At 45.7% G+C, this 20431-nt stretch carries 25 protein-coding genes and 1 pseudogene; 14 read left to right on the top strand and 12 right to left on the bottom strand.

Going from position 1 to position 20431, the window contains the following annotated elements:
- From QUA99_RS18560 to rpmH, 9 genes are all read right to left on the bottom strand, one after another.
- Positions 1–197: hypothetical protein (locus tag QUA99_RS18560; protein ID WP_333239571.1), on the bottom strand; the 197-nt coding region annotated here is incomplete at its 3' end.
- Positions 198–232: 35 nt separating this feature from the next.
- Positions 233–691: an SH3 domain-containing protein gene (locus tag QUA99_RS18555; protein WP_333239573.1), complete on the bottom strand. Its 459-nt coding sequence runs from the start codon at positions 689–691 to the stop codon at positions 233–235.
- A gap of 196 nt (positions 692–887) precedes the next feature.
- Positions 888–2396 (bottom strand): AAA family ATPase, encoded by a 1509-nt coding sequence (locus QUA99_RS18550; RefSeq protein WP_333239575.1) that lies wholly within the window; start codon positions 2394–2396, stop codon positions 888–890.
- 156 nt (positions 2397–2552) lie between these two features.
- Complete coding sequence (locus QUA99_RS18545) at positions 2553–3065, bottom strand: YceD family protein (RefSeq protein ID WP_333239577.1); 513 nt, start codon at positions 3063–3065, stop codon at positions 2553–2555.
- Positions 3066–3155: 90 nt separating this feature from the next.
- Complete coding sequence (locus QUA99_RS18540; protein WP_333239579.1) at positions 3156–3629, bottom strand: R3H domain-containing nucleic acid-binding protein; 474 nt, start codon at positions 3627–3629, stop codon at positions 3156–3158.
- Between the two features lie 11 nt (positions 3630–3640).
- On the bottom strand, positions 3641–4789 hold the full coding sequence (yidC, locus tag QUA99_RS18535; RefSeq protein ID WP_333239581.1) for a membrane protein insertase YidC: 1149 nt from the start codon (positions 4787–4789) through the stop codon (positions 3641–3643).
- 204 nt (positions 4790–4993) lie between these two features.
- Entirely contained in the window at positions 4994–5386 is a 393-nt protein-coding gene (locus tag QUA99_RS18530; RefSeq protein ID WP_333239582.1) for a PH domain-containing protein, read from the bottom strand.
- On the bottom strand, positions 5358–5762 hold the full coding sequence (rnpA, locus tag QUA99_RS18525) for a ribonuclease P protein component (RefSeq protein WP_333239584.1): 405 nt from the start codon (positions 5760–5762) through the stop codon (positions 5358–5360). The genes QUA99_RS18530 and rnpA overlap by 29 nt, the downstream gene beginning before the upstream one ends.
- 42 nt (positions 5763–5804) lie before the next feature.
- On the bottom strand, positions 5805–5942 hold the full coding sequence (gene rpmH / locus QUA99_RS18520; protein WP_015174196.1) for a 50S ribosomal protein L34: 138 nt from the start codon (positions 5940–5942) through the stop codon (positions 5805–5807).
- Positions 5943–6204: 262 nt separating this feature from the next.
- Between rpmH and QUA99_RS18515 the strand changes: the two genes are divergently transcribed.
- Entirely contained in the window at positions 6205–6366 is a 162-nt protein-coding gene (locus QUA99_RS18515) for a hypothetical protein (protein WP_333239586.1), read from the top strand.
- A gap of 196 nt (positions 6367–6562) precedes the next feature.
- A complete protein-coding gene (locus QUA99_RS18510; protein ID WP_333239588.1) occupies positions 6563–7048 on the top strand; it encodes a GNAT family N-acetyltransferase in 486 nt (161 codons plus the stop codon).
- A gap of 64 nt (positions 7049–7112) precedes the next feature.
- On the opposite strand, the gene QUA99_RS18505 is transcribed toward QUA99_RS18510, so the two are convergent.
- Entirely contained in the window at positions 7113–8789 is a 1677-nt protein-coding gene (locus QUA99_RS18505) for an efflux RND transporter periplasmic adaptor subunit (protein ID WP_333239590.1), read from the bottom strand.
- Positions 8790–8952: 163 nt separating this feature from the next.
- Positions 8953–9423: a MarR family transcriptional regulator gene (locus QUA99_RS18500; RefSeq protein WP_333239592.1), complete on the bottom strand. Its 471-nt coding sequence runs from the start codon at positions 9421–9423 to the stop codon at positions 8953–8955.
- A gap of 427 nt (positions 9424–9850) precedes the next feature.
- On the opposite strand from QUA99_RS18500, the gene QUA99_RS18495 reads away from it, so the two are divergent.
- From QUA99_RS18495 to QUA99_RS18445, 11 genes and pseudogenes are all read left to right on the top strand, one after another.
- On the top strand, positions 9851–10159 hold the full coding sequence (locus QUA99_RS18495; RefSeq protein WP_333239594.1) for a hypothetical protein: 309 nt from the start codon (positions 9851–9853) through the stop codon (positions 10157–10159).
- A gap of 119 nt (positions 10160–10278) precedes the next feature.
- Positions 10279–10941: a class I SAM-dependent methyltransferase gene (locus QUA99_RS18490; protein WP_333239596.1), complete on the top strand. Its 663-nt coding sequence runs from the start codon at positions 10279–10281 to the stop codon at positions 10939–10941.
- A 124-nt stretch (positions 10942–11065) separates the two neighbouring features.
- A complete protein-coding gene (locus tag QUA99_RS18485; RefSeq protein ID WP_333239598.1) occupies positions 11066–11167 on the top strand; it encodes a DUF433 domain-containing protein in 102 nt (33 codons plus the stop codon).
- 88 nt (positions 11168–11255) lie between these two features.
- Positions 11256–11432 (top strand): DUF433 domain-containing protein, encoded by a 177-nt coding sequence (locus QUA99_RS18480; RefSeq protein ID WP_333343417.1) that lies wholly within the window; start codon positions 11256–11258, stop codon positions 11430–11432.
- A pseudogene (locus QUA99_RS18475) lies at positions 11432–11683 on the top strand (DUF5615 family PIN-like protein). Before QUA99_RS18480 ends, QUA99_RS18475 begins: the two are co-directional and overlap by 1 nt.
- Before the next feature lie 128 nt (positions 11684–11811).
- Positions 11812–12522, top strand: a complete 711-nt coding sequence (locus QUA99_RS18470; protein WP_333239602.1) for a M15 family metallopeptidase — start codon at positions 11812–11814, stop codon at positions 12520–12522.
- Positions 12523–12807: 285 nt separating this feature from the next.
- Complete coding sequence (locus QUA99_RS18465; protein ID WP_333239604.1) at positions 12808–13881, top strand: glucose-1-phosphate thymidylyltransferase; 1074 nt, start codon at positions 12808–12810, stop codon at positions 13879–13881.
- 231 nt (positions 13882–14112) lie between these two features.
- Positions 14113–14646 (top strand): hypothetical protein, encoded by a 534-nt coding sequence (locus QUA99_RS18460; protein ID WP_333239606.1) that lies wholly within the window; start codon positions 14113–14115, stop codon positions 14644–14646.
- Positions 14647–14889: 243 nt separating this feature from the next.
- Positions 14890–17028, top strand: a complete 2139-nt coding sequence (locus tag QUA99_RS18455) for a glycosyltransferase (protein WP_333239608.1) — start codon at positions 14890–14892, stop codon at positions 17026–17028.
- A 228-nt stretch (positions 17029–17256) separates the two neighbouring features.
- The gene (locus QUA99_RS18450) at positions 17257–18327 is read left to right on the top strand and encodes a glycosyltransferase family 1 protein (protein ID WP_333239610.1); all 1071 of its coding nucleotides are present in this window, start codon (positions 17257–17259) and stop codon (positions 18325–18327) included.
- Positions 18328–18413: 86 nt separating this feature from the next.
- Positions 18414–19496: a glycosyltransferase family 1 protein gene (locus QUA99_RS18445; protein ID WP_333239612.1), complete on the top strand. Its 1083-nt coding sequence runs from the start codon at positions 18414–18416 to the stop codon at positions 19494–19496.
- Between the two features lie 136 nt (positions 19497–19632).
- On the opposite strand, the gene petG is transcribed toward QUA99_RS18445, so the two are convergent.
- Positions 19633–19752, bottom strand: coding sequence for a cytochrome b6-f complex subunit V (petG, locus tag QUA99_RS18440; RefSeq protein WP_015174208.1), 120 nt, complete (start codon positions 19750–19752; stop codon positions 19633–19635).
- A gap of 180 nt (positions 19753–19932) precedes the next feature.
- Here petG and QUA99_RS18435 point away from each other — a divergent pair, with 180 nt between their 5' ends.
- Positions 19933–20313 (top strand): c-type cytochrome, encoded by a 381-nt coding sequence (locus QUA99_RS18435; RefSeq protein WP_333239613.1) that lies wholly within the window; start codon positions 19933–19935, stop codon positions 20311–20313.
- Positions 20314–20431 lie beyond the last annotated feature (118 nt).

Genomic DNA, 20431 nt, shown 5'->3' with positions numbered 1-20431 from the left:
CCCATCAAAATCCCAGAAATCATTTTCGGCTCCAATCTCGCATTTTTTCTCGTCTCATACCCTGATTCAGCAACGCCTAAAGAATGGAAACGGGAAGGAAGAGGGAAGAAGGAAGAAGGGCTGGACAGGGATTTGGACACGAATATACGCATGAATTTAACTGTTGAATTTAACTGGGTTTCCTTTGGTCTGCCCATCTCCCCCTTTCCTTATCTCCCTCTTTGTCGATTTATTATTCCTCAACTTTTTCAGTATTGCCACCTTTTACCCAACCTTCGCGATTGCCATCCTCAATGCGAATTCGCTGCCACTCTTTGTCGGGCGACTCTTCCAAAACTACGACTCTTTCCTTGTAACCAACACCGCCAATGCGGTTCGAGTCTCGGCTACCAGTATCCCGGAGAATTAAGCCGATCGGCTGAGTCACCATCGCGCGGTAAGCTCCCGGTTCCAGCGGTTTGGGAGACGGGGCATCGCTAGATGTAGAAACAGGGCTAGCCTGGGCTGTTGACTTCGGTGCCGCGCCCGCAACCTGAGCTGGTGTTTTGTCGTTAGAAAAAACTGGTTTTTCGGGCGCAGTAGTTAGCTTAGCGGCAAAGTAAAGTGCAGCGGCCACGCTAGCACCTGCCATCAGGACGATCGCGAGCAGAAAACCCACTAAAAATTTGAAAACGCTATATACACTGTTCATAAAACCGCAAATGAAGGAAGAAGGAAGAAGGAAGAAGGAAGAAGGAAGAAGGAAGAAGGAAGAGGGAAGAAGGAAGAGGGAAGAAGGAAGAGGGAAGAAGGTTGACTGTTGAGTGTTGACTGCTGAATGTTGAGTAAAATCTGGTAACTGCCAACTGACAACAGGCTACTAACTACTGACTACTGACTTCAAAAGCTTACCCCTGAATCCGGCGGCTCAAACTGCCGTATCTAGAAGCAAGGCGAGCTTTCCCAGCAGCGGCCCAATCTTGGAGAAACTGAATTTGTTCTTGAGCCGTTCTGGCTAAAGGCACCATCTGACTAGCTGATTCTAAAATATCATCTGTGGTAAAGTCTCGATTTTGGCTAAACCCAATGTGCATGGCTTCAATCAAAGTTTGCTCAATTTCGGCCCCTGAAAAATCGGGAGTTTCGTAAGCCAAGCGCTCTACATCGTAATTTTTGATGCTGTGCGATCGCAACCGCAACAAATGTACCTCAAAAATCGCCCGCCGTTCCTCCTGGCTGGGCAAACCCACAAAAAATATTTCGTCAAACCTGCCTTTTCTGAGCATTTCTGGCGGCAAAGACTGGATGTTGTTGGCTGTTGCGACTACAAACACCGGCGAAGTTTTTTCTGCTAACCAAGTAATAAATGTCCCGAACACCCGGCTGGTTGTCCCGGAATCCCCTTTACCGTCCAATCCCCCAAAAGCTTTGTCAATCTCGTCAATCCACAGCACGCAGGGGGCCAAAGCTTCCGCTAGCTGAATCATTTGTCTGGTGCGGGATTCCGATTCTCCGACTAATCCGGCAAACAAGCGCCCGACATCCAAGCGTAGTAAAGGCAAATGCCAGTGGTGGGCGATCGCCTTTGCTGTTAAGGATTTTCCGGTTCCTTGAATTCCGACTAACAACAAACCTCTGGGATGTGGCAAACCGTATTGGCGGGCTCGATCGGAAAAAGCACCGCCGCGCCGCAGCAGCCATTCTTTGAGATTGTCCAAACCGCCGATATCGGAGATATTTTCGCGGGCTGGGTAAAAATCCAGAATTTGAGTTTGGCGAATTGTTTGGCGCTTTTCTTCTAAAATCAGTTCCGCGTCGTCGGGATGGAGTTCGCCTCTGGTGGCGATCGCCTTTGCCAAAACTCGGCGGATTCGTTCGATCGACAACCCTTGACAGCAGCGCACCATTTCGTCCAGCAAACGCCCTTCAATGGCTTGTCCGGTAGCCCCTAACAGCCTTTCTACCTCAATTTTGATTTCCGGCGCCGCAGGCAGGGGAAACTCCAAAACAGTCATCACTTCGCTGAGGTCTTCCGGGATCGAAATTAGAGGAGATACGATGACAATATTTTTGGGTACAGATTTGAGGAGTCTCGCCAAATTCCGCAGCTTGCGGGAAATCGAGACATCTTCCAAAAACCGCTGAAAGTCGCGCAGAATAAAAATTGCCGGTGCGGTGGCGGGTAATTTTTCGAGAAATTCCAAAGCTTGCAGGGGGTTGCGCTTGCCAAAACCGGCATCGTTGGGATTGCCTTGGTAGCCTTCAACAAAATCCCAGATGTAGACTGCGCGAGAACCCTGTTTTTTGGCGCATTGGGCGATCGCCACTTCTACGCGCTCTTCCTCCCGTGTGGGAATGTAAATTAGGGGGTAGCGCGATCGCAGCAGCAGTTCAAACTCGTCGCTAAAAATAGTCATTAGTCATCAGTCATTGGTTATTAGTCATTGGTTATTAGTCCTTAGTTATTAGTTATTAGATGTTAGCCGATGTGATTTTTTTGCAGTCCTTATTCCACAGTTATTAGTTCTTAGCTACTGACTGCTGACTGCTGACTAATGACTAATGACTAATGACTAAGGCAATTGCCGTTTAAGTGCTGCCAGAGAGGCCCAGCGACTGTCCGATGCAGCTTCTGAACTTTCTGTCTCTTCTGCATCATTTAAACTTATTCCCGGACATTGAGCATCGCATAGCTGTTTGTGCGGCAGTTCCAAACACATGTGCTCGTACACCCAATCGCCCGGAGAGAAATAGCCGCCCGGCGACAAATTTTCCACCAAGTCTTCTAAAGCAACTTCTATTTCTGCTGAACTTGAATCTGTCTGATTTGCTGTTTCTTCTAGCCAGATTAGTTCAGATGAGTTGAGTGCTAAACGGTGATTGTATTGTTTCAAGCATCTGTGGCAGGTGAGAGTAACAATTGTTTCTGCTTTCGCCTTTACTTCAAGATAATTCCCTTGGTGAGTCACTTGCAGTCGCCCCCGCACCGGAGTCAGAGTTTCTAAATCGGGGATAAATTCTTCAAAATCAATGACCTCTTTCCGCTCAGTTTTTGTGAGGAGATGAGGGATATAAATTGTCTCCATAATCTTTTGCCTTCCTACTTCTTGAATTCAAAGGTCAAAAGGAATAGTTAATTTTTAACTTCTTCCTTCTTCCTTCTTCCTTCTTTAGCGTCAGCGCAGCCGCACTACCAAACGCCGATCGGGTTCTTGTCCTTGACTGTAAGTTTCTATATCCTCACATTCGCTCAAAAAGCTGTGGACTTGACGGCGTTCTGCCGAAGACAGCGATTTGAGTTCAAATTCTACTCCAGTCGATCGCGCTTGATCTGCTGCGTACTCTGCCATAGATCGCAATTCTTCTTGGCGGCGGATCCGATAGCCATTTAGTTCAACTGTATAAGGAATTGACTCCTCTACTTCCTGACCTATATTCTGAACCGTGTTGCAGAGGTACTGAATGGCATCTATTACATTACCGTTTGGCCCGACTAAGATTGCTACTTGTTCTCGAGTCAGATTGCTTTCATCTATTGTCATCCAATAGCAATCTTCTTGTTGTTCGCATACCACTTTTGAAGGAATTGCGGACAGTTTTAGCAATTCTTCTAACCATTGCTGTCCGCGCTGCATTTGAGAATCTTTCATTTTTGTTAAAATCAAGCCTTTTTCTTAGAACGCTTGGGCTCAAAGGGAAGTGCATCTAATCCTTGTTCTTTTTTGGTTTTCGCCTCTGCTTCGTCCACTATTTTTTGGAGGTTTTCGGGCAGCGGTTCTCGCGACAAAATAAACGCCTGAACTGTCTGGAAGATGTTAGCAATCAGCATATACATCAACACGCCGGCGGGCAGTGGGAAGAACAAAAACATCCCTGAAAATATGACTGGCGTCAGTTTGTTGACTGTAGCCTGTTGAGGGTTGTCGTTTGGTCCTTGTGCTTGTCCCGAAAGAGTTTGGTTGATATACAAACTGATGCCGAAGCCCAGGATCATCACCAAAATATCCCAGTGGATTGTACCGTCTGAGTCGATCGCGCCAACGCGGCCTAGAGCTTCAATAAACAGGAATCCTTTGTTACTAGCCAATCCGGGGATTGTGCCTTGAACTGTGGCTTCACCGGGCGCTAAGGCAGTGATGTTGCCATGTTCATCTACCGCTACCAGTTCTTCCCCTTTGATGACTTTCCAGCGCGGTTCAAAGTCGATTTCGCTCTTATTTTCTGCCGCTAAAACTTTGAGCGGTTTGCCCTCTGGGGTTTGAAAATTAATCTTGGTTGTGTCGCCGACTGCGAGTTTGTCGCCGCCTGGAATTACGCCCACAACTGGAGCATGAAAAGTACCTGTGACGTAAATATTTTGTGGCGGTGTAGCAAAAGCTTGCGGTTGAACTGTTTCGATTTGTTCTTTCGGCAAAACTTGAACGTTGACGCTGTAATTTATGTCAGAAAACGGCGAACCCCGGAGCGTTGCAAACAGTGCAAACAGCACTGGCATTTGCAGCAATAACGGGAAGCATCCTGCTAGAGGATTACCAAATTCTTTGTATACTTTGCTCATTTCCTCCTGCTGTTTTGCAGGATTGTCTTTATAGAGTTTTTGAATTTGATCTACTCGCTCTTTCATCAACGGCTGGGCTACTTTCATGCGCCGCATATTGCGAAGAGAGCCTGCATTGAGAGGATAAAGAGCAAAGCGAATCACGAGCGTCAGAGCTACGATCGCTAAACCGTAGCTTGGCACGATCCCGTAGAAAAAATCTAGGATCGGGAGCATGAGGTTGTTGGAGAGAAACGAGATACCAAAATCCATTCGCTTGTTCGTTAATTTAGGTGCTCTATGTTTACTGTTGAGAACTATTTTTACCCGCTGAACGCGAGCCGCCTCAAATTTTCGGGTTTTGTCTCTATCTTAGGACATTGCCCGTCGATCGACCGCCCGGTCTGCGGGTTTGTGGTAATTAGTTGGCTAATACTCGCACTGAGTTTACCCTGATTTGAGGGTAAAGCCGTTCGGTTATTTAGCTTTGGCCGCGTTTGCTTGTTGAGCTGCTGCCGGCAGTTTTTCGTTAATGTAGTCATACATTGCTCGAAATTTCGGAATAGCTCTGAGTTCCAAGCGACTGCCATTTTTCATGGTGAGCACCATGTCTCCGTAAGTCCCGAAACCGCGAGGTACTGTGACGATTTTGACTATATCTGAGTAGATAACGTCTGTCTGGTCGCCCCCCATCCAACCGCTAGTTACCGACACTCGGCGACTCGTGATCCGATACCGCAGCCACAGAGCCCGGACAATTGCTCCTACTGCTAGGGGGATTCCCACCACAGTCAGCCCCAGGAGTAAATTGAGGATCAAGTCTCCCGCCGCAGGACCGCCTTCATAATATACTTCCTCTCGAATTCCCATTTAGTACCTCGGCTTCTACCAACAACTGCTCTAATTCTTGCAGAATTTCTGCATAATTGCACTCTTGTGCGATCGGACGCACGACAATTACTAAATCCCACCCGCATTTTAATCGGGGCAGTAGATGCCGCAAAGCTGCCCGAATCTGACGCTTAATCCGGTTGCGGACTACAGCGCGCTTGCTGACTTTCAGGCTGATAGAAATGCCTGTGCGAGTGGGATGCAAGGATTTTTCGGCTGTCGGTTTCGCAAATTCGGCGCTTTTGGGTTTGCGCAGAGCTCTTAAGCTGAAATGAGCGGAATTGCGGCGCATTCCCTTGCGGTATACGGCGCTGAAGTCTTTTCGGTGCTTGAGTCGGTTTGTCTCGGGCAACATGGCGTAGGGCGATCGTTGAGGCCTCTCAACCTTGATGCAGTGCTAGACTGCGAGGCGGTGGCGACCTTTGCTGCGGCGGGCTTTGATTACCAATCGACCGGTTACGGTACGCATTCTGGCGCGAAAACCGGATGTTCTTTTTCTTTTGCGGCTGGTTCCGTGCAGGGTTTGCTGTGTCATTTTGATTTCTCCGGGCTTGTTACTTTACTTTTGATTAATATTCACAATCTTCTAGTTTACCATACAGTTGTTCAGTTTACAAATATTTTTAAATTCAGGATATTAGTTTGTCGGTAATTCCCAAAAACCGGGTTTCCTTGGAGATATTTCGTATCCCAATTGAGATTATCGAAGAAATCGGGTTTCTTAGCCTGTGGGTAATTCCCAGAAAAAAGTAATATGGATGTAGTTTTGGGAGGGTGAAGAATCTCTGGAACAGGTGATGCAGGAAGAAAATGAGCGAACTTCATTTCCCATTATTACCATTGGCGCTCCGGATCGCGTTAACGAATATGATTGTCGAGAGCGTTGTGTTGAAAAGCTTGTAGAAATCGCGATCGATATCCAAGACTATATGGGAGCAGGTAGGTTATTTATTCCGTAAACATATCTATTAGACATCTCAAATAATTATTGTGGAACAGGCATCCTGTCTGTTCAAAGCTGGCTTTTCTCGAGATGTCTATTAGACAAAACAGAACAACAGCACGACACCGATAGCACGGAGACACGGATGATATTGCAAGGACGATCGTAATACCCGGTAAAATATCAGCAAAGACTTCCGACCTGGAGTTAATATGGAAATCCGAATTGAACCTTACGACGCTCATCAACTTGATGCAGTCATTCGTCTTTCGCTGCGAGCATGGGCTCCGGTCTTTGATTCTATTCAGAACGTGTTGAACGCTGATGTCTACCGGGCATTCTATCCCGATCATTGGCGCGTGAGCCAACAAAAGGCTGTCGAGGATGTCTGCGCTGCGGAGGACACAAATGTATGGGTTGCCATCGACGCTAGTTCAACCGTGGGCTTTGTAGCCGTAAAACTACACTCGGAGAACAGTATGGGTGAAATTTACATGGTTGCTGTCGATCCAGACTTTCAAGGTCAAGGGATTGGCACCGCTCTGATAGAATTTGCTCTGGATTGGATGAAAGATGCTGGGATGTCTGTGGCTATGGTTGAGACCGGAGGCGATCCCGGTCATGAAAGAGCACGTCGTACCTACGAAAAGGTGGGCTTCGAGGTGTTACCAGTCGCCAGATACTTCAAGAAGCTTTAGATCCGCAGGGATGGAAGACGAGCAAGAAACTGCGTAATTCCGTGTCAACATCCGGGTTCTTCGTTTATTTCAGTTCAACATTTACCGTAGCAGACATCCCCGGTGCAATCCGCGATTCGTAGCCTTTAATGCTTTCGGCATCAAACACAACTTTTACCGGAATCCGCTGCACAACTTTGGTGAAATTGCCCGTAGCATTATCGGGAGGCAATAAGGAGAATTGAGCGCCAGAAGCAGGAGAGAAACTATCGAGATGACCTTCAAATTTGCGGCCGCCAAAAGCATCTAATTTGATTTCTACTTTTTGGCCTGGTTTCATATTTGCCAGTTGCGTTTCTTTGAAGTTAGCAATTACCCACAAATCGTTACTTACTATAGCCATTAACGGAGTTCCCGGCTGCACCCGCTGCCCGACTTCAACGGATTTGCGGCCGATTTGTCCGGCGGCTGGTGCGGTGATATTCGTGTAGGAAAGTTGCAGTTGAGCGTCTTTAACGGCAGCTTCCGATTGCCCGATCGCAGCTTTAGCAGCATCATACTGCGATCGGCTGACTTTAGTTTGCTCTCCCGTAGCTTGCGCCTGTTGCAATCCGCCCTTTGATGCAGCAAGTTTGGCTTCGGCGGTGCTGATACCTTCTTGCGCTAAGGTGACTTTAGCTTGAGCGCTGGCGACGCCGACTTGGGCGCGCGCTACTTGGGACTGAGCTTGTTTTACCCCTTCTTGAGCTTGGGCTACTGCTGCTTGGGCTGCGGTTACGCCTTCTTTGGCTTGGGCTAACCGCGCTCTAGCTTGGGCAATTCCTTGTTGGGCTGCGGTGGTTTGGCCTTGAGCTACTTCGTAGGCGGCTCTGGCTGCGTCTAGCTGCTGGCGGGCGATCGCACCTTCAGACTGCAAGCTTTCGTACCGTTTATAATCAGCTTGCGTCTTGACGAGGTTGGCTTGGGCTTGTACTAGCTGAGCTTGCGCTGCGGCAATGCCAGCTTCGGCTTCCGTCACTTTGGCTTGGGCTTGAGGAATGCCGGCTTCGGCTTGGGCGACTTTGGCTTGGGCGGCGGGTACGCCGGCTTCGGCTTCAGCAACGGTAGCTTCTGCTGCGGGTACGCCTTGCTGGGCTTCTCTGAGTGCTGCTTGGGCGGTGGAAATCGCAGCGTTTGCACCGCTGATATCTCCTTGGGCTTGGGCTGTTTTGCCTTGGCTGGTTTGAGAGGCTAGGGAAATATTGGCTTCGGCTGCTTCGGCTTGGCGGCGGGCGTTTTCTAAGGCTGCTTGGGCTTGTTGGACTTTAACTTGGTAGTCGCGGGGGTCGAGTTCAATCAGCAGTTGTCCGGGTTTCACTTGTTGGTTGTCTTGTACCAAGACTTCGCTGACAGTACCGTTGACGCGGCTGCTGATTTGGTGGATGTGTCCGGCTACTGTGGCGTTTTCGGTTTCTTGGTGGATGGAGGCGTATTGCCAGTAGCGGTAGCCGAAGCTGCCTGCGGCGATCGCCCCTAGGCCCAGCGCTGCTAATATCAACGCTTTCGGGGCTTTTTTCTTGGGTGTTGCAGCCGCCGGCAGGGGTGCTTGGAGTTCTGTTTCTGCGCCTGTTTTGACCTCGGCGGGGGCGTTGATTTCTGTCTCTGGGGCGGGGATTACGGGTAGGCTTTTAGCTTGGGTGTCGTCGATCGGCTTTTCTAATACGGCGACTGCTTTGCCGTTACCGTTGAATTCTGCTGGGTTGATTTCGTTTGTGCCTTTCATGGTATTTGACTCCTGATAGTTTAGTAAGATGTCGTTTGTTTAGGGTACGTAGTTTTTATTTAGTAAGACTGCTTGTTTTAAGAATGCGTAGTATTTTGCGATTATTTGTAATTTAGTGGAGGTAGATGCTGCTGCGCTTCACTCAAAAGAGCGATTTGTCGGTTTAGGAGAGATTGACGATCGCCCGATCGATCAGTTGGGAAAAGAGTTCTCGATCGGCCTCTGGAATGCCATCGAAAGCTCGATCTCTGATTGCAGCTACCAGCGGGGGCAATACCTCTTGCAGTTCCCTGCCGGAGTCTGTCAGCCAAATGCGCCAGATCCGGCGATCGCGCGTGTCTCTCTCGCGGCGGACTAGGCATCTTTCTTCCATGCGATCGAGCACGCCTGTCAGAGTCCCGCCTACCTGTTGCAGTTTGTCGCCAATGCTGGAAGTCGGTAAACCGTCTTCTTGCCACAAGCAGCACAGTACCAGCCAGTGAAAAGGTGTCAGCCCGAAGGGTTCGAGTACCTCTTGCAGTCGGCGGCTGCTTAGCTGCCCCAGCAGTTTGATCCGGTAGCCCAGGCTTTGGGGGGCGAGAACTTCGTGCCACTGAGCTAGATTTATGCGATCGACAGTTGATGTAGTAACCATCGGTTTATTACTTAGTGTTCGTATTATTAGAGTATGATACTTTTTGGGTTTTGTCAAGGGGGCGTCAACAGATTTTCGGCGATCGGATTTACGTAAAATGCCAATTCTTCACCCTTGTCAGATCCCGGACTTCTTTCAAAAGTCGGATATCTGTTATTTTGGCCTTACTTGGTCAAAACTATCTGTAGCTTTATTTTTCAGGATTGGTATAATGAGGGCGATCGCCCACGCTCGATCGCAAAAACCAGCTAAATTTTTTTTAAACGTGTTTACATTTCTTAATTATTACTAAAATAAGAAGAGTAAAATTACGTTTGCGATCGCACGTTATGCTACTCCCAGGAAATCAGCACACCAAGTTAGATGATACCGACGATAATTTGTTCTATTGCTATATAAGTTAGTCTCTCAAGGAGTGATGAATGTGATGTCCGAAGAGCAAAGAAAAAAATTGCATCAAATCCTTCAGCAATTAAACAACGCCCAATCCGAGGTGCAAGAAGCCTACGAAACAACAATGATGAGTGATGCCAAATGGGCACTGTCTAGCCTGTGTGATGATTTAAAAAAAGATGAGTCGATCGATCCGTCTATAAAGAGCCAGCTCATGCCTTATTTTGAAGCCGCTCGTTCAGCTATTCTCAGTCCTGCATCAACGCATAAACGAGCCGGATGCTGTGGTGACAAGCTGAATGAAGCAGAGTCTTGCATAAAAGAAATACTGAGTAGACTATGAAGGGGATGATTTAAGATTGGAGCGGGCGAGTGCCGGAAGTCCATCCTGCGGAATCTATTTACATTTCTTAATTATTAGTAAAATAAGAAGAGTAAAGTTACGATCGCACATCGCACGTTATGCCACTCCAAGGAAATCAGCGTACCAAGTTAGACGATACCGACGACAATTTGTTCTATTCCTATCCCCGGTTTGTGACTCACGTAGACGATGGATTCATTCAGCAACTAACCGATTTGTATCGGGAACGGCTGAAACCGAATACTCGGATTTTTGATATGATGAGCAGTTGGGTTTCTCACTTGCCAGACGAGATGGAATTTGCCCATGTGGAAGGGCACGGCATGAATGAAGAAGAGTTGGCAAAAAATCGCAGGCTGAATCATTATTTTGTGCAAAATTTGAACGCAAATCCCAAATTGCCGCTGCCAGATGCAGAGTTTGACGCAGTTGTCAACTGCGTTTCGATACAGTATTTGCAATACCCAGATGCGATTTTTGCAGAGATTCATCGAATTTTGAAGCCTGGTGGCGTAGCAATTATGAGTTTTTCCAACCGGATGTTTTATCAAAAGGCGATCGCGGCTTGGCGGGAAGGTTCGGAGGGCGATCGGGTAGAATTAGTCAAGAGTTACTTTGATTCTGTTAAAGGAGCGAATATACCCGGATTTAGCAAGCCGGAAGTAATAGTTCGCAAACCTAACTTGCCGAGTTTTATGCAAATGCTGCGAATAGGAAGCGGCGATCCGTTTTATGCGGTAGTTGCTTACCGCCAAAGTTAGGATTTTTTGGCAGTAAGGACTTTAGGACTTTAGGTGGAGATTGAAAGCACTAAAGTCCTTACTACAAACCGATCGAAAGCTACGCTTTTTAGGTTAGGATCTATTTAATATTTGCTCCTAAAATATGGAAAACCAACTTTTGCAGCGCATCACACTCGATCCCAATATCTGTCACGGAAAACCCTGTATTCGCGGTCTCCGATATCCAGTAAGTAGAACGGCGTAAATATTTGTAGTTGGAATGAGGCAGGAGGCAGCTATGCTGAAGGCAGGAGGGAAGAGGGTTTCAGCCTCATTTATTTTTCTTAACACAGTTGTGTTTTTTCCCACAGACTTACTTAGAGTTGATTCTTGAATTACTCAGTTCTGGCATGAATGCTAAAGAAATTATAGATGACTATGACGATTTAGAACATGAGGATATTCTAGCTGCTTTGCTATTTGCCGCGCGGCTGACTCAAGTGAAAAGCATATACCGAGTATTAGTGTAATGAAGATTTTGGTAGATGCACAATTACCAGTACGTCTGGCGCGTGTGCTGCAATCTGCTGGTTGCGATACTATTCATACTAAGGATTTACCTCGACGAAACGCAACTCCCGATTCAGAAATTAACTTGCTTTAAATCCAAGAAAGCAGAATTGTTGTCACCAAAGATAGAGATTTTCTCGACTCATTTATGATTAATCAGCAACCTTACAAGCTGTGGATATTGACGACAGGCAACATAAATAATAACTAACTTATAGACTTATTTATGAAGAATTTGCCGCAGTTTGCTGAACTATTTCAGGAACATTCATTCATTGATAGAAATGAATTGCGATACAATTGTACTTCATCAGTAATAAAGTAGAGTAAAACCTTGATATGAAACCATATCAGCAAATAGCAATAGACGAATGCGGCGAACCTTTAGTCCCGATTCCACCAGAACATTTTGCCTTTGAAATCCCGCACCCCTATCAAAAGTTGGGTGCTCCCTATGACAACAGCAAAGCAGATTCGCCTTACTATTTGCGGCAAGGAGTTGTAGATAGTTTAATCGCAGCTCAAACTGAGCTCAAGCAAAATTATCAAAATTGGAAAATTCTGATATTTGATGCTTATCGGCCGGTGGAAGTCCAGCAATTTATGGTGGATTATACTTTCAATCAAATTGCTCTAGCTCAAGGCTGCGAATTTCCGGTTTCCGAAGACAAACGCCAAGTGATTATAGAACACGTATATCAATTTTGGGCAGTGCCGAGCCTCGATGGCGCGACACCTCCCCCTCACAGTACAGGCGCAGCTTTAGATGTAACTTTAGTGGATGAAAATAATCGGCAAATTGATATGGGTTCTCCGATTGATGAAATATCAGAACGTTCTTATCCCGATTATTTTTGTAATAGCAAGGAGCCGCAAAAACAGGAATATCACCGCCGCAGGCAAATCTTAAAAAATGCGATGATAAATGCGGGTTTTCAGCAGCATCCTAACGAATGGTGGCATTTTTGTCTGGGCGATCAGATGTGGGCTTGGTTGACAAATCAAAACAATAGTGGTAATCAATTGATTGCTCGATACGGTCGCTATTAAAACGGTACGCAATTAAATCTGGACTGGCGCACTCGCAAGCTTGAGAAACCGGGTTTATTGACAAAAAACCTCAGCTTTTAGGTGCTTTCTTCGGCAAGAAACCTGGTTTCTGACACTCTATGCGTCCCGGACTATAAAAGCTCGATCGGCATAAATAATTTGTATCATCAGACACGACAACTATTGCCAGCGGGGTAGGAGTGTTTTAAAATCAACAAGAGCGAACAAGTGCAGGCAAATCAAGCCAGCACCGCAAACCCTAAAGGATAACTCAGAGTTCACCCCATGAAAGCACTCATCCTCTCTGGCGGCAAAGGAACACGCTTGCGTCCCCTCACCTATACGGGTGCTAAGCAATTGGTTCCTGTAGCAAATAAGCCGATACTGTGGTACGGAATTGAAGGAATTGTGGCGGCTGGGATTACGGATATTGGGATTATTATTAGTCCCGAAACCGGGGAAGAGGTGAAGACGAAAACAGGAGATGGATCTCGCTTCGGTGCAAAAATTACTTATATCTTGCAAGCAGAGCCGGCGGGACTCGCTCACGCCGTGAAAATTGCCAGACCGTTTTTGGGCGATTCTCCGTTTATTATGTATTTGGGAGATAACTTAATTCAAAATCAGCTAGATCCGTTTTTAGAGATTTTTAACAAGCAAAAACTAGACGCCCTGATTTTGCTGCGTCCAGTTCCCAATCCCTCTGCTTTCGGTGTTGCAAAAGTTGATGATAACGGGCGAGTTTTGCAGTTAGTAGAAAAACCAAAAGTTCCGCCGTCAAATTTAGCACTGGTGGGAATTTATTTTTTTGCTCCTACTATCCACGAGGCGATCGATCAAATTCAACCTTCGCCCCGGGGCGAACTCGAAATTACCGATGCCATTCAACAGCTCATCAATCAGGAAAAACACGTAGAAGCCTGCAATTTAGAGGGTTGGTGGCTGGATACGGGGAAAAAAGACGATTTGCTGAGTGCAAACCAAATCATTTTAGATAGCCGTATCGTAGCTTCAACAGAATTAAAAGTAGACGCCAAAAGTCAAATTATCGGGCGAGTGCAAATAGGGGAAGGAACGGAGGTAATTAATTCTACAGTTCGCGGGCCAGTGGTAATTGGGGAAAATTGCCGCATTGAAAATTGCTTTATCGGGCCTTACAGCAGTATTGCCGATCGCGTGACGATGATTGATGCTGATATCGAACACAGCGTCATATTGCAAGGTGCGAAAATACTTGGCATTCAACAGCGAATTGTTGACAGCGTGATCGGGCAGCGAGCTCAACTGACCAATGCACCGGCTCGTCCAAAAGCTCTGCGGTTTATGATTGGTGATGACAGTCAAATTGAGTTAGCTTAAATTGAGATATTGCCAATATCGGAAGCAATAATCTTGATTTAACAAGAGATAAATTTTCTTGTGGGGTGGGCATCCTGCCCGCCCTTGAACAGGCTTTCCGGCCTGTTCCACAATTAATTACAATTATTCACACAGCAAAGATGCCTGTTCACAATTAGTTACAAGGATTGAAATAGCAAAGATGCCTGTTCCATAATAAGTCATAGTAAGTTATCTCAAGGAGAGGAAAGTTTGCAGTACGAAGAAATACCAACTCAACAGATAATACATAAATTGCGACAAACTTTGGAGCCGCGAATTGGTATTGCTGAGCCGCCGCTGTCGGGAACAGAAAATAGTGCGATCGCCCAAAATGAAGATGACGAAGACATCGCCCTGTTAAAGGCGGGTTTCGACATTTATAACATCCCCATTACCTCTTACCAAAGACGGCTGGGTTCGGCAGTCATAGCCGTTAGAAAAATAGTCCGAAAATTACTCAGACCCGTACTCGAACGACAAGTAATTTACAATTTCGCTAATACCCGCGTCGTTCAAACATTGAGCATTCAATTGCAAAAATTGCAAGAAAATCAACAAAGCCTAGAGAAAAAAATTCAATCCGAATTCAGCAGCGGATCTCTCGAAGTTACAGCACAGCTTGAGACTCAACAAAATGCGATCGCAGCCTTTCAGTCGGAAATAGAGCAAATTAAAGCAGTACAGCAGCAACATACTGCTATTTTAGAGGAGATTACCGCTCAATTGCTCGATCGACAAAAATAAAGCATCAAAGATGACCCAAAATAATTCGGTCACAATGCCCCAGATTTATTCGCGAGAGCAATGCTTCAATCAAAAATATAAAATTATTCAATTTATCAAGCGAAAATCCCAAATTCCAAATCGAAAATTCCTCAATCCTTCAATTACTCAATCTAAAATTATTCAATTCCAAATCCCAAATCGAAAATTCTTCAATCCTTCAATTACTCAATCTAAAATCTAAAATCTAAAATCTAAAATCGAATGACTGCACTGCCAATATGCTCGTTAATTATAGTCAACTATAACGGTCTGCGCCACACGAAAGATTGCTTAAAATCTCTACAAAAACTTGCGTATCCCGAACAGCAGCTAGATTTAATTGTAATTGATAATTGTTCTCAAGATGATTCCGTTAACTCCCTGCGCGAACTATTTCCGAAAGTTCGCATTTTTGTCAACTCCGCCAACAACTTTGCGAAAGCCCTGAACCTCGGTATCAGCGAAGCAAAAGGGCAATATATCGGCTTTCTAAATAACGATGCTACCCTTGACAGTCGCTGGTTAGAGATTCTTGTCCAAATCCTAGAAACTAATAAGAAAATCGGTGCGACTAGCGGCAAATTGCTGTTTAAAGACGGGCGAATTAACAGCGCAGGCATTCAGCAATTACCTAATTTTTATTGGCAAGATGTCGGCTTTGGCGAGAAAGATTCGGGACAGTACGATACAGAACGGGAAGTCGAAGGGCTGTGTTGGGCGGCGGTGCTTTTCCGCAGAGAATGTCTGGAAGATGTCGGGCCGATAGATGAAGATTTTGTGATGTATTTTGAAGATGTAGAGTTTGCCAAACGCTGCCACAAACTCGGTTGGAAAATGCTTTATACTCCCGCAGCGATCGCCCATCACGAGTATCGGGGTTCGAGTAAAGGAAGCAAACTTACCGAGTATTTCTGCAACCGAAATCGGTTTTTGTATTTGGCGAAACACGAACCTTTGCAATTAGTCAAAGCAATTCACACTTCGGATTTTTTTACTAACAAGCAGTACGATTTGCTGTTCGAGAGTTTATTTGTAGCTATTAAAAAACTTCTAGATTATCAAAAACCGGAAATCATCGAAACTGTAATTCCGCAGTTGTCGGAAAAGTTGGCGGTGATTTACAGTCGGATGAAGGTCGATCGCATTTTATCTCGGTTGCAGGTGGTTCGGGGCGATCGCAAAATGTCGATCGCCATTTACGATCACGGACTGAATTTTATCGGCGGCGGTCAAAAATACGTCGCTACTCTCGCCTCGCTGCTGCAAAATGAATTTGAAATTACTTTTATCGCCAACAAACCAGTTGCTGTTTCCGACTTAGAATCGTGGTACGGACTCAACCTTTCAGAGTGCAAAATTAAAATTATGCCCTTGGCGTTTTACGAGAAACGCGGAATGCAGTGCATCGATTCCAGCATCATCGTGGAAGATATGGAAAATCCCTTTGATGAAATTGCCAGAGAAAGCAAAAATTACGATATTTTTATCAACGCCAACCAACTGGAAAAAGTTAAACCACTGTCGCCGATATCACTATTTTTCTGCCACTTTCCCAATACCTTCCGCAACCGTCACTTTGCTGTCGATGATTACACTTTCATTATTGCCAACAGTCAATTTACTGTTAAGTGGTTGGAGAAACGCTGGAACCTACAGCCAACTTTTATGCTTTATCCGCCGATAGAAATGGCAACAGTTAAAGTGCAGAAAGAAAAAATAATTTTGGCTGTGGGACAGTTTGAAGCTGGGGGAACAAAAAAACAAATTGAACTAATTAAAGCTTTCCGCAGTTTGCTAGCAGATTATCCTGAAGAATTTCAAGAATGGCGGCTAGTTTTAGCCGGCAGCAGCATTCCAAAAAATCCTTATTTAAAGACGGTTCAGAATTTATTGAAGCAAGATTCAAGGGCGATCGAGCTAAAAGTGAATGCTGACTTCGATGAGGTAAAATCACTTTATGCTAGAGCGAGCATATTTTGGCACGGCTGCGGTTTGGGTGAAGTCAATCCTCAAAGATTTGAGCATTTTGGGATGGCGACTGTAGAAGCCATGCAAAATAGTTGTGCTCCGATTGTTTTCAACGGCGGCGGTCAACCGGAAATTGTGGAACATGGGCGATCGGGCTTTTTGTTCAATACTGTGGAGGAACTATGCCAGCATTCACATCAACTAATTGTTAATCCCGATTTGCTAGCAGAACTTCAAGCTGGTGCACAGCAGCGCAGTCAGAACTTTAGACTTGCACGTTTCGATAAAAAAGTCAAGAGTTTTTTTGAGATCATTCACCAAGAATATGCTACAATTCGGCTGCCAAATCCTGCCGATATAGCTCAAATGCTCGATCGCGATCGCGATCGATAAATTGCGTAGGGGCGGGTTTTACCAACAATATTTAATGATTACAAACAATTTATATAAACCCGCCCATATACCGCCAATAAATTACATCAAATCTGACTTCTGTGCAACCATAAAAATGTACATTTTGATTGTTCGTTGGGTGGGGCGGGTTTAGGAGATTATGGTTTTAGGCAATTATTGTTGGAAAACCAGCCCCTACAATTGGGATAAATTCTGTTTCATAAAATCATGTCTAATTCACTGTTAATCAATTTATCCTTTTTAACTCCCGAACCAACCGGAATCGGGACTTACGCAGCCAATATTTTCCCGCAACTGCAACAACTAGAACCCACATTACTTGTTTCTCAGCAAATTGAAAATTATACCTGCTATCAACTCCCGGAAACTCTGACACCGGATCGCGGCCCGAAAGGACAAGTTAATAGGCTGCTGTGGACTCAGTTTGAGTTACCAAAAATTTACCAAAAATTGCAGTCAACCCTGATATTTTCCCCAATTCCAGAAGCACCTTTGTATTCTGGCTGTCGCTACATCGTCACAGTTCACGATTTAATTCCTTTGCGCTTTCCCCGACGGTTTTCTCGATTAACAGCTTATTTCCGCTACTACATACCGCAGGTTTTGCGGCAAGCCGAACACATTATTTGCGATTCTCAAGCAACGGCGGCAGATGTTGCTAACTTTTTCCAAATTCCGCCTAAAAAGATGACCGCAATTCCCCTAGCTTGCGATAATATTAATTTTAGATATCTCGACTTGCCCGCCAAAAATTATTTTCTTTATACAGGCAGACACGATCCTTACAAAAACTTAGAAAGATTAATTGCTGCATTTGCGAGTTTGCCCGATCGCGCAAATTGCGAATTGTGGCTAGCTGGGCCTCCCAATGCCTACACGCCGCAGTTGACAGCACAAGTTGAAGAATTAGGTTTACAATCTTTGGTAAAGTTTCTCGGTTACGTTCCCTATTCTCAATTGCCCGTACTGATGAATCAGGCGATCGCCCTAGTTTTCCCTACACTTTGGGAAGGATTCGGCTTACCAATTTTAGAAGCAATGGCTTGCGGCACACCCGTCATCACATCCAACCTGTCATCAATGCCAGAAGTAGCCGGAGATGCCGGATTATTAGTCAATCCTTACAGCGTCCCAGAAATAGCCGAAGCCATGCAAACAGTAGCCACAGATTCAAAAGTGCGATCGAACTTAAAAAAAGCTAGTTTAGCGCGATCGTCTCAATTTAGCTGGAACAAAACCGGAAAAGCAACCGCCAACATATTACAGCAATATCTTTAAATCTCCCCTCTCTTCCTCTCTGCGTCCTCTGCGCCCTCTGCGGTTAAAAAAACTCCCACCAAAAACCGCAATCTACATATTATCCCATGCCCAATTCCCAATCCAACCTGCTCATCAACCTCTCCTTCCTAATTTCCAAACCAACCGGCTTAGCCATCTACGCCAAAAACCTATTTCCCCACCTAAAATCCCTCAACCCAACATTACTAACAGCCGAAAAATTTCCCAATAATAACTGCTACCAAATTCCCGCCAATTTAACACCCGAACAAGGAACCAAAGGACACATCAACCGATTGCTGTGGACGCAAACCCAACTCCCAAAAATTTACAAACAGCTAAAATCTAACCTGTTATTTTCCCCAATTCCAGAAGCTCCTCTATTTGCAGGTTGCCGCTATATAATTACAGTACATGACTTGATAGCGCTGCGATTTCCCCGCCGCTTCGATCCTCTGACACCTTACCACCGCTACTACATTCCCCAAGTGCTGCGGCAGGCTGAACACGTCATTTGCGACTCGGAAGCAACTGCTAAAGATATCAATAATTTTTGCAAGATTCCTACTAATTTAATTACGCCAATTTTCCCCGGATACGATACCAGTTTTTTCCGTTTTCTAGACTTGCCAACAAGCAATTATTTTCTTTATATCGGTCGCCACAATCCTTATAAAAACTTGCAGCGAGTTGTAGCAGCCTTTGCTGCTTTGCATCATAATTCCGAGTACGAATTGTGGATAGCAGGTTCGGAAGACAAACGCTATACCCCGCTGCTGAAGGCGCAGGTTCAAGAATTGGGATTGGTCGATCGAGTAAAATTTCTAGATTACCTCCCCGCAGCCGACTTGCCCAAAGTCATCAACCAAGCGATCGCCCTGGTTTTCCCCAGTCTTTGGGAAGGATTCGGGCTCCCCGTGCTCGAAGCAATGGCCTGCGGCACTCCTGCGATCGCCTCTAACCTGTCTTCAATGCCAGAAGTGGCTGGGGGTGCAGCATTATTGGTCAACCCCTACAGCGTCGAGGAAATTGCCTCTGCTATGCACCAGCTTGCAGTGGATGCCAAAGTTCGATCGCACTTGCGGGAGCTCGGTTTGGCCAGAGCAAAACAATTTAGCTGGGAAAAAACAGGCCTGGAAACTGCTGCTATTCTCGATCGATATCTTTAACGAAGGAAGAAGGAAGAGGGAAGAGGGAAGAAGAAAGATTTTTCCAATCTCCCACTCTCCCACTCCCCCACTCTCCCACTCCCCCACTCTCCCTCTTCCCTTGACGGAGGGCTTAAGTTAGGGACTGTAGCCCCTTTTACTTATTGATACCCAACTGATCGCCACGCTTGTACTGCTGATAAGCAGCAAAAAACAGCCCCGACAGAGTAACAAAGATTAGACCCAGAACAATACCTGAAAGCAGCGGTTCTACCATGAGATCTCCTTAAAGTTAAGATTTAACAACCTATTTTTAATATTACCAGCACTTACACAGATGAATTTTCCCAAAAATGCCCTTCCGGGAGTATCAGACCTTGCTCTCCCCGCTGCGAACGATTAAGCTATGTTATGAGAAATAAATTTTCTTGTAGATACTATTTTTAATTGAACTCCTTTGAATAACCAATTTGCCAGGAATGAAATTAAAAACCCGATCGAGCGACTTGCCATATTTGCGCTAGCGGTGTTGCTTGCCATCATCTTGGCGACGATCGCAATTCGTCAGTTTCAAGTCGCCGATCCTTACGTCAAAAGCGTACTGTCCCTCACGGGCAACCCATTTCAGGGTTCCGCCATCTTTCAAATGAACTGTGCGGGGTGTCACATATCCGTTTCAGACAGTCAAGTCGGGCCCAACTTGCACGGAGTTTCCGAGCGCAAATCCGAATTCGATCTGATCCGGCAAGTCACGAGCGGGCAAACCCCACCAATGCCGCAGTTTCAGCCGAGTCCGCAAGAAATGGCCGACTTGCTGAAATACCTCGAACAAATTTGACCAAAGAAGGGGAACGGAATTCGTTCCCCTTCTTTGGCAGAGCCTCGAAACCCGTGCTTCGAGGCTCTGCTTCTCGGTAGTCTCTCTCAGCAGGGACTACAGGCAACTGTAGGATCGG

It is taken from the genome of Microcoleus sp. F10-B2, from assembly GCF_036704965.1.
In the GTDB taxonomy this organism is placed as follows: domain Bacteria; phylum Cyanobacteriota; class Cyanobacteriia; order Cyanobacteriales; family Microcoleaceae; genus Microcoleus.
The sequence above is the reverse complement of the archived record's forward strand: the minus strand, read 5'-3'. Positions and strand labels throughout refer to the sequence as shown.